The sequence below is a fragment of the Pantoea ananatis PA13 genome, assembly GCF_000233595.1.
GTDB classification, from domain to species: Bacteria; Pseudomonadota; Gammaproteobacteria; order Enterobacterales; family Enterobacteriaceae; genus Pantoea; species Pantoea ananatis.
Genome location: NC_017554.1, coordinates 3765469 through 3782936, shown reverse-complemented (window position 1 = coordinate 3782936; position 17468 = coordinate 3765469). Strand labels below are relative to the sequence as shown.

General features: G+C 52.1%; 16 protein-coding genes. 7 read left to right on the top strand and 9 right to left on the bottom strand.

Annotation, left to right across the window (positions count from 1 at the left end):
- Positions 1-4 precede the first annotated feature (4 nt).
- A complete protein-coding gene (locus PAGR_RS17955; protein WP_014606599.1) occupies positions 5-973 on the top strand; it encodes a LysR family transcriptional regulator in 969 nt (322 codons plus the stop codon).
- Here the strand turns inward: PAGR_RS17955 and aroD are convergent.
- From aroD to leuL, 9 genes are all read right to left on the bottom strand, one after another.
- Entirely contained in the window at positions 936-1691 is a 756-nt protein-coding gene (gene aroD, locus PAGR_RS17950) for a type I 3-dehydroquinate dehydratase (RefSeq protein WP_014606598.1), read from the bottom strand. The genes PAGR_RS17955 and aroD overlap by 38 nt on opposite strands.
- Before the next feature lie 21 nt (positions 1692-1712).
- Positions 1713-2927, bottom strand: a complete 1215-nt coding sequence (locus PAGR_RS17945; protein WP_014606597.1) for an MFS transporter — start codon at positions 2925-2927, stop codon at positions 1713-1715.
- An 11-nt stretch (positions 2928-2938) separates the two neighbouring features.
- Entirely contained in the window at positions 2939-3802 is an 864-nt protein-coding gene (locus PAGR_RS17940) for a shikimate dehydrogenase (RefSeq protein ID WP_014606596.1), read from the bottom strand.
- 10 nt (positions 3803-3812) lie between these two features.
- Positions 3813-5846: an oxidoreductase gene (locus PAGR_RS17935; RefSeq protein WP_014606595.1), complete on the bottom strand. Its 2034-nt coding sequence runs from the start codon at positions 5844-5846 to the stop codon at positions 3813-3815.
- 395 nt (positions 5847-6241) lie between these two features.
- Positions 6242-6847 (bottom strand): 3-isopropylmalate dehydratase small subunit, encoded by a 606-nt coding sequence (leuD, locus tag PAGR_RS17930; protein WP_013024597.1) that lies wholly within the window; start codon positions 6845-6847, stop codon positions 6242-6244.
- Between the two features lie 10 nt (positions 6848-6857).
- Positions 6858-8255 carry a 3-isopropylmalate dehydratase large subunit gene (leuC, locus tag PAGR_RS17925; RefSeq protein ID WP_014606594.1) on the bottom strand — a complete coding sequence of 466 codons (1398 nt, stop codon included), beginning with the start codon at positions 8253-8255 and terminating at the stop codon, positions 6858-6860.
- A gap of 4 nt (positions 8256-8259) precedes the next feature.
- A complete protein-coding gene (gene leuB / locus PAGR_RS17920) occupies positions 8260-9351 on the bottom strand; it encodes a 3-isopropylmalate dehydrogenase (RefSeq protein WP_013024599.1) in 1092 nt (363 codons plus the stop codon).
- A 2-nt stretch (positions 9352-9353) separates the two neighbouring features.
- Complete coding sequence (gene leuA / locus PAGR_RS17915) at positions 9354-10916, bottom strand: 2-isopropylmalate synthase (protein WP_014606593.1); 1563 nt, start codon at positions 10914-10916, stop codon at positions 9354-9356.
- 88 nt (positions 10917-11004) lie between these two features.
- Positions 11005-11088 (bottom strand): leu operon leader peptide, encoded by an 84-nt coding sequence (gene leuL / locus PAGR_RS24390; protein ID WP_109707008.1) that lies wholly within the window; start codon positions 11086-11088, stop codon positions 11005-11007.
- Positions 11089-11822: 734 nt separating this feature from the next.
- On the opposite strand from leuL, the gene ilvI reads away from it, so the two are divergent.
- The 6 genes from ilvI to ftsL all read left to right on the top strand — a co-directional run bounded on the left by ilvI (position 11823) and on the right by ftsL (position 17461).
- Positions 11823-13547 (top strand): acetolactate synthase 3 large subunit, encoded by a 1725-nt coding sequence (gene ilvI, locus PAGR_RS17910; protein ID WP_014606592.1) that lies wholly within the window; start codon positions 11823-11825, stop codon positions 13545-13547.
- A gap of 2 nt (positions 13548-13549) precedes the next feature.
- Positions 13550-14041 (top strand): acetolactate synthase small subunit, encoded by a 492-nt coding sequence (gene ilvN, locus PAGR_RS17905; RefSeq protein WP_014592909.1) that lies wholly within the window; start codon positions 13550-13552, stop codon positions 14039-14041.
- A gap of 196 nt (positions 14042-14237) precedes the next feature.
- Positions 14238-15248 (top strand): catabolite repressor/activator, encoded by a 1011-nt coding sequence (gene cra, locus PAGR_RS17900; RefSeq protein WP_014606591.1) that lies wholly within the window; start codon positions 14238-14240, stop codon positions 15246-15248.
- Positions 15249-15741: 493 nt separating this feature from the next.
- Positions 15742-16200, top strand: coding sequence for a division/cell wall cluster transcriptional repressor MraZ (gene mraZ / locus PAGR_RS17895; protein ID WP_014592911.1), 459 nt, complete (start codon positions 15742-15744; stop codon positions 16198-16200).
- A 2-nt stretch (positions 16201-16202) separates the two neighbouring features.
- Positions 16203-17144 carry a 16S rRNA (cytosine(1402)-N(4))-methyltransferase RsmH gene (gene rsmH, locus PAGR_RS17890; RefSeq protein ID WP_014606590.1) on the top strand — a complete coding sequence of 314 codons (942 nt, stop codon included), beginning with the start codon at positions 16203-16205 and terminating at the stop codon, positions 17142-17144.
- A complete protein-coding gene (gene ftsL / locus PAGR_RS17885; protein WP_013024606.1) occupies positions 17141-17461 on the top strand; it encodes a cell division protein FtsL in 321 nt (106 codons plus the stop codon). Before rsmH ends, ftsL begins: the two co-directional genes overlap by 4 nt.
- Positions 17462-17468: the final 7 nt, after the last annotated feature.

The window sequence follows — 17468 nt, the reverse complement described above, 5'->3', positions numbered from 1 at the left end:
TGCCATGAACCTCAAGCAACTTTATTATTTTAAACGCCTGTCAGAAACGGAGCATTACACGGAAGCGGCATCCAGTCTTTTTATCACCCAGCCCTCTCTTAGCCATGCTATCGCTGAGTTAGAAAAGGAGTTAGGCGTTTCACTCTTTTTCCGTCAGGGCAGAAATGTAAGGATTAGTGAAAGTGGGAAATGTTTTTTACCCTATGTTGAGACAGCACTGTCGGCACTGGAAAATGGCAGGGAGAGGCTAAAAAACAATCACCTTCTGTGCCGGGAAAATATCCGAATTGGATTTATCTATACAATGGGGGAATATGTTATTCCGCAAATTATCAACAATTACTCCCAACACTTTCGTCATAATGATGTGACATTCTCTTTTAAACAGGGGACGTCAGTTGCGTTGTTGCAGTCACTCAAAGCGGATAAGGTTGATATGGTCATCTGTTCGCGGATTGGCGACGATCCTGATATTGAATTTATCCCGGTTATTGAACAAGAATTAGTGGTAGTGACAGCGAAAGATCATCCGTTAGCGCGTCTTCACGAAAGCGACGTTGATTTAGCGGAAACTATCCATTATCCCTATGTCTATTTTTCAGAAAGTAGTGGGCTACGTCCGTTTATTGACGACATCTTTCACCAGCAAACGCTGTCACCGGATATTGCCTGTTATGTGGAAGAGGATTTAGCAATGGCCGGGTTGGTCAGTATCGGCTATGGTATTGCCATCATGCCAAGAATTGCGGCGCTCACGCACTACAATCTCCATATCCTGACGATCAAAAATTCGCTTCCACCGCGTTATATTTGTCTGGCGACAATTAAAACAAAAATGCTTTCACCGGCGGCGCTGAGGCTAAAAAACTTTATTATTACTCACAGTGATGTCGCCAGGAAACATGCCCAAAGCGCGGCTTTGGGCATGTCCGCCGCTAGGAAAGCGTCTCCATCATCTCCCGCAGTTGTGTAACGGCGATTTGCCCTGGTGCCGAGGACTGGCCCAGGGTGCCAAACGTCATTGCGGAACCGAACAGGCGTCCGGTGACCCGACTGACTCCGCCCATTTTTCCCATCGACATCGTGATAAGCGGCCGCGTTGCGTAGTGCTCTTTCATTAACAGGGTCGCAGACAGCAGCGTCAGCACATCCTGAGGTGTTTGAGGCATTACGGCAATCTTGGGCAGGTCTGCACCTAAATCCTGCATGCGACGTAACCGGTAAATGATCTCTTCCTTCGCGGGCGTTTGGTGAAAGTCATGATTACTCATAATGACCTTAACACCTGCGTTATGCGCCTCGCTTACCAGCGAACGGATGCGTGACTCATCGTTAAACAACTCAATATCAATCACATCAGCCAGCCCGCTTAAGGCGGCCGCGTGGTTGAGCGCGAAGTATTGGTCATCACTGATGTCCATTTCGCCACCTTCTTTTTTACTGCGGAAGGTAAAGAGCAGCGGCGTTTCCCCAAGTTGCTGACGAATGTCGGCCAGCGCCAGCAAGACTTGCTTCTCGTCTTTACCCTCGATGAAGTGGTCGACGCGCCATTCGATAATGTCTGCCTGTGCGGAAGTCAGTAACTGTGCTCTGGCCTGAAGCTCCTCGCGAGTGCGGCCTGTCAAGGGCACACAAAGCCGCGTTTGCCCTGCCTGAAAGACGATTTTTTTAACCCTAACCGTTTGAGTCATAGTCATTCCTGTTTTAACTGTTCAACTAGCCGCTGTAGCGGACTGACGGCGTGTTTCCGCACAATGACGTTGAAATTGGCGGGAAGCGATATAAAGCGCAAGGATAAAACCTGTCACCGCAATAATCAGATCAAACCACATGATGCTGGCGATACTGGTTCGTGAGAGATGCGCTGTAAATAAAGGGATGGTAAAGCTGGCCAGACTGCCGGCGGTATAAAACACGCCTGTCGCAAAGCCTTTCGCTTGTGGAAAACTCATCGCCATAATCGTTGCACCCAGTTGCATAACGCCGCCCGCGGCCGCAAACCCAAATACGAACGCAAAACCGGTAACAATCAGTGGCGTTGGATAGAGGCAGACGATCAGCAGTGAGAGGGCCGACAGGAACGTGTAAAAGACCATCGCGATGGCTGAGCTCAACACTTTTTTCACCATGACCGCAGTGACGAATACGCAGGTCAGCGATCCTGCCGTGTAGATACTGAGTAACTTCACCGATGCGGTGTAGGGCATGCCCGCGACAAACTGCCCATACTGTGCCAGCCATTGGCTCACCAGATAAAACGTCGCCATGCTGATATAGCCGTAAAAGGTGAACACAACCATATCCAGCTGATACAGACGACTACGCGGTGGCGCGGTCACGCTGGCTGATGTTTCCGAGACTTTCTGTACCCGGTGATCGGGAAACGGCATTTTGATCAGGTAGATTCCGCTCATCGTCATTAAGGCTGCTGCCAGCACGAATGACCAACCAAACCACAAATCCGCCCAGATAAGCAGGCTAATGATAAACGGCAATAAAAATTGTCCGGCGGAGACAAACGCTTTTATCAGCACGTTAGCGCGGCTGGCGGAGTCCGGAAAGGCCTCCATCAGCGCCGGATAGGTAGCAGAATCAAGGAAACTGTTAGCCATTCCTGCCAGCACGCCAAAGAAATAGGCCGTGTAAATATCCCGGGTAAACAGGATACCGATGAAAAAGGCCACGTAACTGATGATGCCAAAATAGACAAAAGGCTTTCGGCCAAAACGATCCGACAGAAAACCGGTAACGATGGTAATCAGTTTGCCAATGCCCAGTGAGGAAATCACAATCGATACGCCCGCCGCATCGGTATTCCATTGTGCCTGCAGGTTAGCCATGTTGAGAGTGATGACCAGCACGCCCATGCCATGAATGAGGTAATTGAGATACAGCCCGGCGGCGGTGGGAATATACTTGTTTTTCATCTCAGCCATCCTCAAAAAAGGATGTTTTTGATGTGATCAACCGGCATCGGTTTTCCCGTCCAGATTTCGAACGCGCTTGCGCCTTGCCACAGCATCATGCCGAGACCGTTAATAATACGGCAGCCTTTTTTCTCGGCCGTCTCAAGCAAATGTGTTTTACGTGGGATATAGACCACATCGGAGACAATAAGCTCAGGACGCAGGAAGCTCTCGTCGGGAAGCAGCATCTGTCCTTCAAAGGGTTTCATGCCGACGCCGGTCGCATTGGTCAGAATAACGCTGTCGTTAATTTCAGCACGCAAACGATCGTGGTCGTCGAGGTCAAAAAGGTGAATCTCACAGTCAGTATGGGCGCGAATCTTCGCGACGGTTTCCTGGGCATTTGCAAAGAATTTATCGCGTTGGTTAAAGACCGAGATCGCCTTAACGCCATCCAGGGCGGCCTGAACGCAAATGGCCGTTGCCGCACCGCCCGCGCCCAGAATCGTCATCTTTTTGCCCAGAATATCGATGCCCTCTTCAGCGAGGGCGCGCATATAACCTGTCCCATCCGTGATGTGCCCGGTCAGCACGCCGTTATCATTGACGACAGTATTCACCGCGCCCACAAGCTGTGCTGCGGGAGACAACGTATCCAGATAGCGGCAAACCTCCGTCTTATTGGGCATGGAAACATTGCATCCGCGCAGCTTCAGTGCACGAAAACCCTGCACCACCTTCTCCAGTTCCGCAGTGCCGACCTCAAAAGCCAGATAAACATAGTCCAGCCCAAGGTGCGCGAAGGCTTCGTTGTGCATGGTTGGCGACATGCTGTGGCGAATGGGGGTGGCGATCAGCCCAATCAGCTCGGTATGCCCGGTAATACGTTCTGCCATGATAGTGTCCTCAGTAAGTTAAAAGTGGAATGCTTGTCGCTTCGTGGCTGCCCAGTGCGCCAGTCTCTTCCAGGGCATCCAGTACGTTGCGTCCTTCGCGTACACCATCAATAATTCGCCGGGCTTTCAGGCTGTCGCCGATGTTCATTATTTTGATATGTCTGGCGGTGGCCCAGCGCTCAACGGCCTCGAAACCGCTGCGGTTGGGGCACATCCCCAGACAGATAAAGCCGTAGTCGAAGGCGATGTCGAAGGTGTGGTGGGCGTTTTTAACGCGGAAGCGATCGGGTTTGACCTCAATGAGCTGCGTGTCCATGTGTTGTTCTACCTGGTGCTGTTCAAGCAGCGCTAACATGGCACTCTTTGTGATGATGTCGAGGTCGCGTCCTGGTGAATTCTGCATTTCAATCAGTACTGCTTCAGCGCCCCGGGTGGCAAAATACTCGATGACATCGAGTCCAACGGCACCGCCGCCGACCACGGCGATACGTTTGCCTTGCAGCGCGCTGAATGTATCCAGGTGTTGAATCATGCCCGTAATCGTGAACACGACGCTGCCGGGGCGGTCGATCGTCTCATGTAATCCCGCAATGGGCGGCAGCAGGGGGACAGAGCCCGTGGCATTAACAATTAAGTCGGGACGCAGAACCTCAAGCTGCTCGGGCTGAACCTGTTGTCCCAGATGCAGTTGCAAATTCTCCAGCCGGGCCATACGGTTGCGCAGGAATTGCGGAAAATCGGCAATACGTTTTTTTTCGGGTAATCGTGCGATCTCGACAGCCAGCCCACCGATATGGTTTTTGGCTTCGAACAGCCAGGTCTTGCACCCTACCTCTGCGGCGGTGCAGGCGGCTTCGATGCCTGCCGTGCCAGCCCCGATCACGACGACACGCGTCGGTCGCTTGACCTGGCGCTGCTTATAAGCGTCGCCATGGATGATATCGGGGTTAATTGAGCAGCGAAGGGGAAGAGAGCGGGCGATGCGATGGTCGGCGCATCCAATATTGCATGAGATACACTTACGCATCGTCTCCTCATGCCCACTCTGTACCTTTTGTACCCAATCCGGTTCAGCAATCAACCCACGACCAATAGCGATCAGGTCCGCGTCACCCTGAGCAAGAATGTCTTCAGCAAGTTGCGGGGTGCGAATATTGCCTGCGACAACGGTGGGCTTATTAAATCTGGTGCGAACGGCACGTGACAGATAGCGTTTCCAGCCATCCTCTTGAGACATTTGGTCTATCTGTAAATACAGGTTGTCATTCTGCGCCGCTGACACATTGATGATGTCGACCTTTTCCTGACAACGTTCAAGAATGTGTAGCGAATCTTCCAGCGTGTTTCCGCCTTGTAAGAAATCATCCGCGCTGATACGCAGGCTGATGGGAAACATCGGTCCCACGCAGGCCCGAACTTTGTCGACAATCAGGGTTAAAAAGCGCGACCGATTCTCGATATTGCCACCAAATTCATCAGTACGCTGATTAAACAGTGGAGATAAAAACTGACTGATTAAATAAGAGTGACCGGCATGAATCTCTACGCAGTCAAAATTGGCGCGTCTGACGCGTTCTGCTGCGTCGCCAAATTTGTCAACCGCCCGATATATTTCCTCATGTGTCATCGGACGGGGAATATTACCATTCTTTTTGGAGGGGACCGCGGAGGCGGAAATGGGCATTTCCCCATTGAGGCGATAGGCATAGGCTGATGCACCGGCGTGGTTTAACTGGATGGCGACACAGGTTCCATGTTTATGCAACGTCTCGGTAAGTTTGTATAAGCCAGGAATATACTGATCATTATCAATGCGCAGTTGTGTGGTGCCGTTCGACGCGAAGGGAAAATCCACACAAATATTCTCAATCGTAATGAGCCCAGTGCCGCCCCTGGCGCGAAGTGAATAGTAATCAAGCTGTTCCTGAGACACTTCGCCATTCAGACTGGCCAGGTTGGTGCCCATTGGCGGCATGATGACACGGTTTTTTAATGTCATTCCGTTGATTGTGAGCGGGGTAAACAGGTGAGGATAAGCGTGCATACAGAGTCTCCACAAAAGATCCGACAGCCAGGCTGAGACGATCTCGATGTGTTTTGCGTTAATCTTTATCTGTGGCGATGATAGCGAGGGGGAATGAGCGGAAATAATGCTTTTTTTTCTACAAGCTATAGGTGAGCTCTATGGAGTTAACGATCAAATAACATAAAAATGAAAATGATATTAATTAAATCAGCAAGCCATTTACGTCTTGTGAAAAAAGAGAAGGGAAAGTTGAGAGGAAAATGATGCGAGTCAAAATATCAACGTTGTTGCTGAATAAATAACAGGAGTTCTGCAATAAAATAAATCGCGATTAATTGTTTTAGCGCAGTTTTTGCCAGATGAAAAAAAGCCCGAACGGCAGAGCCGAACGGGCTGGTTACATTATTTACGCGTTAACGCATAAAGGCAGGCTGGTTACTTTCGTAAGCCGAGATCGCGCTTTCGTGCTGCAGCGTCAGGCCGATACTGTCCAGCCCGTTCAGCATGCAGTGACGACGAAAGTCATCAATCTTAAAGCTGTAGGTGTTGTTGCCCGCTTTCACGACCTGCGCTTCCAGATCCACTTCGAAGCGGATACCCGGATGCGCATTCACCAGCGTAAACAGCTCCTCCACCTGCTCATCGCTCAGCGTAACCGGCAGCAACTGGTTGTTGAAGCTGTTGCCATAGAAAATATCGGCAAAGCTGGGCGCAATCACCACTTTAAAGCCGTAATCGGTCAGTGCCCAGGGCGCATGCTCACGTGACGAACCACAACCAAAGTTTTCCCGCGTCAGCAGGATAGAAGCACCTTTATACTCCGGAAAGTTGAGAACGAAGTCCGGATTGGGTTCCAGGCCGTGATCGTCCAGGAAACGCCAGTCATTGAACAGGTGGGCGCCAAAGCCTACGCGGGTGACTTTCTGCAAAAACTGCTTTGGAATGATGGCATCGGTATCGACGTTAGCGGCGTCCAGTGGAACCACCAAACCAGTATGTTGGGTAAATTTTTCTGCCATGATGGTGTCCTTATGTCAGGCTGCGAATGTCGGCGAAATGGCCATTAACGGCGGCAGCGGCGGCCATTGCCGGGCTAACCAAATGCGTCCGTCCGCCACGGCCCTGGCGGCCTTCGAAGTTACGGTTACTGGTTGAGGCACAGCGCTCGCCGGGGTTCAGACGGTCGTTGTTCATGGCCAGACACATTGAGCAGCCGGGCAGGCGCCACTCAAATCCTGCTTCAATAAAGATCTTATCCAGCCCTTCCGCTTCGGCCTGTGCTTTAACCGGGCCTGAACCCGGCACCACCAGTGCCTGAACGCCAGGCGCGACCTTACGCCCTTTGGCAATCGCGGCGGCGGCACGCAGATCTTCAATGCGTGAGTTTGTGCAGGAGCCAATAAAGACTTTATCAATGCTGACATCGGTCAGTTTGATGCCGGGTTGCAGATTCATGTAAGCCAGCGCTTTCTCCGCAGAGGCACGCTCGACCGGATCGGCAAACGAAGCCGGATCGGGAATCTGCGCATCCACCGCGATCACCTGGCCGGGGTTGGTTCCCCAGGTCACCTGCGGTGCAATCTCTTCCGCATGCAGCGTCACCACGCGGTCAAACTTAGCGCCTGGGTCGGACTTCAGCGTGCCCCAGTACTCAACGGCCTGCTCCCATTTTTCACCTTGAGGTGAAAACTGGCGACCTTTCAGGTAAGCGAAGGTGGTCTCATCCGGGGCGACCAGACCGGCTTTTGCGCCCATCTCGATAGCCATGTTGCACAGCGTCATGCGGCCTTCCATGCTCAACGCTTCAATCGCCGAGCCACAGAATTCAACAACGTGGCCGGTACCACCTGCGCTGCCGGTTTTACCAATAATCGCCAGTACGATATCTTTCGCCGTAATGCCCGGCGCAACCGTACCTGTCACTTCAATCTTCATGGTTTTGGCACGGCCCTGTTTCAGGGTTTGCGTGGCAAAAACATGCTCAACCTCTGACGTACCAATACCAAAGGCCAGTGAACCAAAGGCACCGTGCGTCGCCGTATGGGAATCGCCGCAGACAATGGTCATGCCGGGCAACGTCATGCCTTGCTCTGGCCCAATCACATGCACGATGCCCTGGAACGGGTGATTCAGGTCATACAACTGCACGCCGAATTCGGCACAGTTTTTCATCAGTTCCTGCATCTGAATACGCGCCATTTCGCCCGAAGCATTAATATCTTTGGTCTGGGTGGACACGTTGTGATCCATGGTGGCAAACGTCTTTGAAGGCTGACGAACTTTACGACCGTGGGCACGCAAGCCATCAAAGGCCTGTGGCGAAGTCACCTCATGAATCAGATGACGATCGATATAGAGCAACGGTGTTTCATTCGGCGCTTCGTGAACGACATGTGCATCAAATAACTTCTGGTATAAGGTTTTCATTTTATTATTTTTCCTCGGCGATAAAGCGGGCAATGATGCTGCCCATCTCATCTGTGCTGATCGCAGGGCCGTCACCGGCCAGGTCTTTGGTGCGATAGCCTTCCGCTAACGCCCGGCTAATGGCGCGCTCAATAGCGGCGGCGGCGTCATCGGCATTCAGGCTGTAGCGCAGCAGCAGCGACAGTGACAGGATCTGGGCAATGGGATTAGCAATATTTTGCCCGGCGATATCCGGCGCCGAGCCGCCAGCCGGTTCATACAGGCCAAAACCGTCTTCGCTCAGGCTGGCGGACGGCAACATGCCCATTGAGCCGGTGATCATCGCGCACTCGTCTGACAAAATGTCGCCAAACAGGTTAGAGCACAGCAGCACGTCGAACTGAGAAGGATCTTTGATCAACTGCATGGTGGCGTTGTCGATGTACATGTGGCTCAGCTGAACATCGGGATAATCTTTCGCGATCTCGTTCACGATTTCCCGCCACATAACGGATGTTTGCAGCACGTTAGCTTTATCGACAGAGGTGACTTTATTACGGCGCTTGCGAGCGGACTCGAAAGCCTGACGCGCAATGCGTTCGATTTCAAAACGATGATAGACTTCGGTATCAAAAGCGCGCTCGTGCGGGCCGCTGCCTTCGCGTCCTTTCGGCTGACCAAAATAAATGCCGCCGGTCAGTTCACGTACGCACAGGATATCGAAACCGCGTGCTGCGATATCGCTGCGCAAGGGACAAAATGCTTCCAGGCCGCTGTAGAGCGCCGCAGGACGCAGGTTGCTGAACAGCTTAAAGTGTTTACGCAGCGGCAACAGCGCCCCGCGCTCGGGTTGAGAGGCCGGGGGCAGGTGCTCCCACTTAGGGCCACCTACCGATCCAAACAGGATTGCGTTGGCCTGTTCGCAGCCTGCAACGGTAGCCGGTGGCAAGGGTTCGCCGTGACGGTCAATGGCGATACCACCGACGTCGTACTCACTGGTGGTAATACGCAGGTTAAAACGCTGACGAATCGCATCCAATACTTTGATAGCCTGGGCCATCACTTCCGGGCCGATTCCGTCGCCCGCCAGTACTGCGATATGTGAAGAGTTTGACATGATTACACCGTTTCCTTCTGATCTTTAGACTTGCGCTGTAACTCTTTCTCGACCTGTTTGGCTCGCCAGATGTTGTTTAATGCGTTCACCATCGCTTTGGCAGAAGACTCGACGATATCCGTCGCCAGACCGACGCCGTGGAACTTACGATTGTTATAGCCCACCACGATATCAACCTGACCCAGCGCATTCTCGCCGTGGCCTTTTGCCGTCAGCTTGTAATTAACCAGCTCTGCGTTGAACTGGGTAATTCGGTTAATGGCCTGATAAACCGCATCAACCGGACCGTTACCGGTCGCCGCTTCTGATTTCGTTTGTTCGCCGCAGCCCAGATTCACCGACGCGGTGGCCGTGATACTGGAGCCTGACTGCACATTGAAATCATTCAGTTGGAAAAATTCAGGCTCTTCGTTTTGTTTATTAATGAAAGCCAGCGCTTCCAGGTCGTAATCAAACACCTGACCTTTCTTGTCCGCCAGTTTCAGGAAAGCGTCATACAGGGAGTCCAGATTGTATTCGCTTTCTGTGTAGCCCATCTCTTCCATACGATGTTTTACCGCTGCGCGGCCGGAACGGGATGTCAGATTAAGCTGAATTTTGTGCAGGCCAATGGATTCTGGAGTCAGGATTTCATAGTTTTCACGGTTTTTAATGACGCCGTCCTGATGAATGCCCGAAGAGTGGGCAAAGGCGTTAGAACCGACCACCGCTTTATTAGCCGGGATTGGCATGTTGCAGATCTGACTAATCATCTGGCTGGTACGATAAATTTCCTGATGGTGAATGTTGGTGTGAACATTCATGATCTGCTGACGGGTTTTAATCGCCATGATCACTTCTTCCAGTGCGCAGTTACCGGCGCGCTCACCTAACCCGTTCAGCGTACCCTCCACCTGACGCGCGCCAGCCTGCACGGCAGCAATCGCGTTGCCGGTCGCCATACCTAAATCATCATGGGTATGAACAGACAGGATGGCTTTATCGATGTTTGGCACGCGGTGAATTAACTGGCTGATAATGTTGGCGTACTCGTTTGGCAAGGTGTAGCCAACGGTATCCGGAATGTTAATGGTGGTGGCACCGGCATTAATTGCGGCTTCGACCATGCGGCACAGGTCGTCAATCGGTGTACGGCCACCGTCTTCGCAGGAAAACTCCACATCGTCCGTGTAGTTACGGGCGCGTTTCACCATGCGCACCGCACGTTCAATCACTTCAGGCAGGGTGCTGCGCAGCTTGGTGGCAATGTGCATGGGTGAGGTGGCAATAAAAGTATGGATACGGAAGGCCTCGGCGACGCGTAAAGACTCGTAGGCGGCATCAATATCTTGTTCAACACAGCGTGCCAGGCCGCAAACCCGGCTGTTTTTAATCGTGCGTGCAATGGTTTGCACGGATTCAAAATCACCCGGTGAGGACACAGGGAAACCGACTTCCATAACATCAACGCCCATACGTTCCAGCGCTAACGCAATTTGCAGTTTTTCTTTCACACTCAGGCTGGCTTGTAATGCCTGTTCACCATCACGCAGAGTGGTATCGAAAATAATAACTTGCTGGCTCATCGTGTTCATCCTTTTGCGTTTCTTGCCTTGCAACGAGCATAAAAAAACCCGCGACAGGCGCGGGTTTTTAACTTTTAGCAGGTTCGAATCAGTGTTTGATTTCGCCCACAAGTCTACCGCGCAGATAAGTTGCGTTTAGTAGTAGACCTGATAGACGGAAAGAACGTGACATGTTTCAAACCTCGTGAATTTTTTGCTGCCTCTATTGGTACTGGAATCGCCAATCAATGTCAACCATAAGCGAAGGGTTATTTTTTTGTCACAGTAAAGAAAAATGTTCTGACATTTAACGCCTGCGCAGAGTATTAAACGAGACCCTTTGCACGCGCGGCGTTTAGTGCCGACGATCCGGGCCTGAAGGGCTGCGGTGATGGAGTAATGCAATGAAATATAATGATAATTTACTGTCATGGCATCATTTTACCCAGGCGGTTTTGTTTAAAGGCAGCATAATCGAATGTGCATGACGCGTTTATAAGAGACTTACGCCATAAAAGTGCCCGACCAAAACACGGCTGCCTGAAGGCCTGCATCATATGTTTTTTTTATTTCTTAGATACGGCTGGAAAAAATATCAATCCCAGCATTTTCCTCTGCTATTAACAGACGTATTTAGTTTAATAATCGTAAGCCAAAGTTGGCGAGCAGAGCCTTTGTATCCTGCGCCCTTTAATAAAAGGCGTTTGGCGTTTGCCAGCCCGTTTTTCTGCGGTTATGGTAATCGACCTACTCTTAGAAAAAATAACCCAGCAGAATTCTCTGTATCGGGACAGCAGAAATGAATTCTGCTGTCTTTGCAAAAACATAAGGTTTTGATCTTAATTGGCGAATAGCAGGGCAGGATGCATGTGGCTAGCGGGAAAGCAGTCGTCAGTAGATTCAGTTCCTCAAGCCGGGAGGCAGAAAATGGAGATGTTGTCAGGAGCCGAAATGGTCGTCCGGTCGTTAATCGATCAGGGCGTTAAGCAGGTATTCGGTTATCCGGGTGGCGCAGTGCTCGACATTTACGATGCGCTGCAGACCGTCGGCGGTATTGATCACGTTCTGGTTCGTCACGAGCAGGGCGCCGTGCATATGGCCGATGGCCTGGCTCGCGCAACCGGCGAAGTGGGCGTGGTGCTGGTAACGTCGGGTCCGGGCGCAACCAATGCGATCACCGGTATTGCGACGGCCTATATGGATTCTATTCCGTTGGTTATTCTGTCAGGTCAGGTGCCTTCATCCCTGATCGGCTACGACGCCTTCCAGGAATGTGACATGGTGGGTATTTCCCGTCCGGTGGTGAAACACAGTTTCCTGGTGAAAAATACCGAAGAGATCCCGACGGTACTGAAAAAAGCCTTCTGGCTGGCATCCACGGGGCGTCCTGGACCGGTAGTTATCGATCTGCCAAAAGATATTCTCAACCCTGCCAATAAGCTGCCTTATCATTATCCGCAGGAAGTGAGCATGCGCTCCTATAATCCGACGATTCAGGGGCATAAGGGCCAGATCAAGCGTGCGTTAAACACGTTGCTGGCAGCGCATAAGCCGGTGATCTACGCCGGAGGCGGCGCGATTACCTCTTCGTGCGAAGCCGAACTGCTGCAGCTGGCCGAGCGCCTGAATATTCCGGTTACCACGTCATTGATGGGGCTGGGCGCGTTTCCCGGTAGTCATCGTCAGTGCGTAGGCATGCTTGGCATGCATGGCACCTACGAAGCAAATATGACCATGCACAATGCCGATTTGATCTTCGGGGTGGGCGTCCGTTTTGATGACCGCACCACGAACAATCTGGCGAAGTATTGCCCGAACGCTACCGTGATGCACATCGATATCGATCCTACTTCCATTTCAAAAACGGTGGCGGCCGATATTCCGATCGTTGGGGATGCCAAACAGACGTTACAGCAAATGCTCGAACTGCTTGACCAAAGCGAAGCGAAGCAGCAACTGGACAGTCTGCGCGACTGGTGGCAGTCGATTGAAACCTGGCGTGGTCGTCAATGCCTCGAATACGATCGCACCAGCGACAAAATCAAACCGCAGGCGGTTATCGAAACCATTTGTCGTCTCACCAACGGGGAGGCCTATGTGACCTCGGATGTGGGTCAGCATCAGATGTTCGCCGCCCTCTATTACACCTTCGATAAACCCCGTCGCTGGATCAACTCCGGTGGTCTCGGCACCATGGGCTTTGGCCTGCCTGCCGCACTGGGGGTGAAAATGGCCCTGCCTGACGAAACCGTCATCTGCGTTACGGGCGATGGCAGTATTCAGATGAACATCCAGGAGCTCTCTACCGCACTGCAGTACGATTTGCCGGTGTTGGTGCTGAACCTGAATAACCGTTTCCTGGGCATGGTGAAGCAGTGGCAGGATATGATCTATTCTGGCCGCCACTCTCAATCCTATATGGAATCGCTGCCTGATTTTGTTCGTCTGGCAGAAGCCTATGGCCACGTGGGTATTGCCATTAATCATCCCGCTGAGCTGGAAGAGAAGCTGGCCATGGCGCTGGAAACCCTGGCGACAGGACGGCTGGTCTTTGTTGACGTCAACGTTGACGGCAGCGAGCATGTTTACCCGATGCAGATTCGCGGTGGCAGTATGGACGAAATGTGGTTGAGCAAAACGGAGAGGACATAATTATGCGTCGCATTTTATCGGTTTTGCTGGAAAACGAATCCGGCGCATTGTCTCGCGTAGTGGGCCTGTTTTCACAACGCGGCTATAACATTGAGAGTCTCACCGTTGCGCCCACTGACGATCCTACGTTGTCACGCATGACGATTCAGACCGTGGGCGACCAGAAAGTGCTGGAGCAGATCGAGAAGCAACTGCACAAGCTGGTCGATGTACTGCGCGTCACGGAGTTGGGGCAGGGCGCTTACGTTGAACGTGAAATTATGCTGGTGAAAATTCAGGCAACGGGCTATGGCCGTGAAGAGGTAAAGCGCAGCGCCGAAATTTTCCGTGGACAGATCATTGACGTCACGCCTTCGCTTTACACGGTTCAGCTGGCAGGGACGAGCGACAAGCTGGATGCCTTTTTGAACACCGTCCGGGAAGTGGCGGAAATTGTTGAAGTAGCCCGCTCGGGGATTGTGGGCGTGTCTCGTGGTGAGCGCATTATGCGTTAATGACGCACTGGTAGCCTCAGCGAAATTTGCAACCCGGCGAAATGCCGGGTTTTTTCTTTTTAATGCGTAAGACAGCCAACCATCGGAAAAGCGGTTGCTACGCGCACTTTTCTGCTGTTAGATGTGCTAGAAAGGATGTCCATAGCTTATCTGCGGATTAACGATCAGCTTAAGCCTGTTTAATGGTGGGGTTACAGTGAAACTGGATGAAATTGCGCGTCTGGCGGGTGTATCGCGCACCACGGCCAGTTACGTTATTAATGGGAAAGCACGGCAGTATCGTGTCAGCGACAAAACCGTTGAGAAAGTCATGGCGGTGGTGCGCGAGCACAATTACCATCCCAATGCGGTAGCGGCAGGTCTGCGCGCCGGTCGCACGCGCTCGATTGGGCTGGTCATCCCCGATCTGGAAAATACCAGTTACACGCGTATTGCTAACTACCTTGAACGCCAGGCCCGCCAGCGCGGCTACCAGCTGTTGATCGCCTGTTCTGAAGATCAGCCCGATAACGAGATGCGCTGTATTGAACATCTGCTGCAACGCCAGGTTGATGCGATTATCGTTTCAACGTCGCTTCCGCCCGAGCACCCTTTTTATCAGCGCTGGATTAATCACCCGCTGCCGATTATTGCGCTGGACCGGGCGCTGGATCGCGAACACTTTACCAGCGTGGTGGGTGCCGATCAGGATGATGCCTTTGCGCTGGCTGCTGAATTGCGTCAGCTTAAAATCAGTAATGTGCTGTTTATGGGCGCGTTACCTGAATTGTCGGTCAGTTTTCTGCGCGAGCTGGGCTTCAGAGATGCCTGGAAAGGGGATGAGCGCCCGATAGATTACCTTTACTGTAACAGTTTTGAACGCACTGCCTCCGCAGCCCTGTTCGAAACCTATCTGGAAAATCATCCAATGCCAGATGCGCTTTTCACCACTTCTTTTGGCCTGCTGCAGGGCGTTATGGATGTTACGCTGAAACGTAACGGCCGCTTACCGGCCGACCTGGCGATTGCCACCTTCGGCGATCATGAGCTGCTGGACTTTCTTGAATGTCCGGTCCTGTCTGTGGGTCAACGTCATCGTGATGTCGCCGAACGGGTGCTGGAATTAGTGTTGGCTTCTTTAGATGAACCCAGAAAACCCAAACCCGGTTTAACCCGAATTCGTCGTAATTTATTACGGCGGGGACAATTAAGCAGAATTTCTAAATAAAATCAGGGCAGCAATGCGTCTGCCCCTGACTATTACCTGCTGTTTTTAAACTCTTTCCTTACAAAGTAAAAAAGCGTCAGCGCTAATCATCTATGCTAACAAATTAACTTAACAGACCATTCTTGTTTACTTACAACTTAGCCGCTGTTTAAAACCCCCGTCCGCGCGCGTGCCGCTGTGCATCCTTTAAGAAATCCCCTAAAATGCGTCCCCTGTCTCAAAACGACGCGCCGCCGTTCGGCCGGAATAAGCGCGCTAATTTTAGCCATGCTGTTTCGGGGCAGGTTTTTTTATTCAGTTATTCATTAGTTTAATTTTGATTAATCATCTTTTGGCGTTTTGAAACCTTCCCAGCGTTAATTCCCGCCTCGGTAAATAATCATATTCACCTGCCGCTCCGGCTTGACAATGATTTCCTACGATCCTTAAACTCGTTTTGTGGTAAAAAGTGGGATAAAGTGGTGTTATTGGGTAATTGAGGGGTGAGACTGGCATGTTCCGTGGAGCAACGTTAGTCAATCTCGACAGCAAAGGACGCCTGGCGGTACCAACCCGCTATCGCAATTTGCTGAACGAGGAATCACAGGGGCAGATGGTGTGTACCATCGACCTCCACCAGCCATGCCTGTTGCTCTACACCTTGCCCGCCTGGGAAATCATTGAGAAGAAGCTGGCGAGTCTTTCCAGCATGAATCCTCTGGAGCGCCGCGTGCAGCGCTTGCTGTTGGGGCATGCCAGTGAATGTCAGATGGACAATGCGGGCCGCTTACTGGTGGCGAATACGCTTCGTCAGCATGCAAATTTAAGCAAAGAAGTGATGCTGGTTGGGCAGTTCAACAAGTTTGAACTGTGGGATGAACAGACCTGGTATCAACAAGTCAGGGAAGATATTGACGCAGAACAGTCAGCTCAGGCGCCTTTATCTGAGCGGTTGCAGGATTTATCGCTATAGCTATGCAGGAAAATTACAAACACACCACCGTGCTGTTGGATGAGGCGGTTAATGGCCTCAACATCAAGGAAGACGGAATCTACATCGACGGCACTTTTGGTCGTGGCGGTCACTCACGCTTAATTTTGGCGCAGCTTGGCGCCAGCGGAAAGCTCATCGCCATTGACCGTGACCCGCAAGCTATCGCCGCGGCGGCTGAGATAAAGGATCCGCGCTTTTCCATTGTTCACGGCCCTTTTTCCGCCCTGGCGGACTACGTGGCAGAGCGTGAACTGGTTGGGCGCATCGACGGCATCTTGCTGGATCTGGGGGTTTCGTCCCCGCAGCTGGATGATGCTGAACGTGGCTTTTCTTTTATGCGCGACGGACCGCTGGATATGCGAATGGATCCAACGCGGGGCCACTCTGCCGCCGAGTGGTTAATGCAGGCGGAAGAAGCCGATATCGCATTTGTGCTGAAAACGTATGGGGAAGAGCGTTTTGCAAAACGCATCGCCCGCGCCATCGTCGAGCGCAACCGTGAACAGCCAATGACGCGCACGAAAGAGCTGGCAGAGGTGATCGCCGCGGCCACGCCGATTAAAGACAAGTTTAAACATCCGGCCACCCGCAGCTTCCAGGCGATTCGGATCTGGATTAACAGCGAACTGGAAGAGATCGATACCGCCCTGAAAGGCGCGGTCGAGGTCCTGGCTCCACAAGGGCGTTTGTCCGTTATTAGCTTCCATTCGCTGGAAGACCGTTTAGTAAAACGCTTTATGCGCGATCAAAGTCGGGGTCCGCAGGTGCCGCGTGGACTGCCAATGACCGAACAGCAGCTCAATGCGCTGGGCGGTCGTCAGTTAACGTTACTGGGCAAGATGGTACCGGGTGACGCCGAGGTGAAAGAGAACCCCCGTGCGCGTAGTTCCGTTTTACGCATCGCGGAGAGAACCGACGCATGATCGGCAACGAAAGGCACAGCCTACCCGGCGTTATCGCCGGGGATATTTTGCGCAAAGGCAAAATTCCACTGCTGTTGCTGATTGCTGTACTGGTTTCTGCCGTGTTGGTGGTCACCACTACGCATAAAACGCGCCTGTTAACTGCCCAGCGAGAGCAGCTGGTGCTGGAGCGCGATGCGCTGGACATTGAATGGCGCAATTTGATTCTGGAAGAGAACGCCCTTGGCGATCACAGCCGCGTTGAGCGGATCGCCACCGAAAAGCTGCAGATGCAGCACGTTGATCCTTCGCAGGAAAACATCGTGGTGCAAAAATAAGGATCTG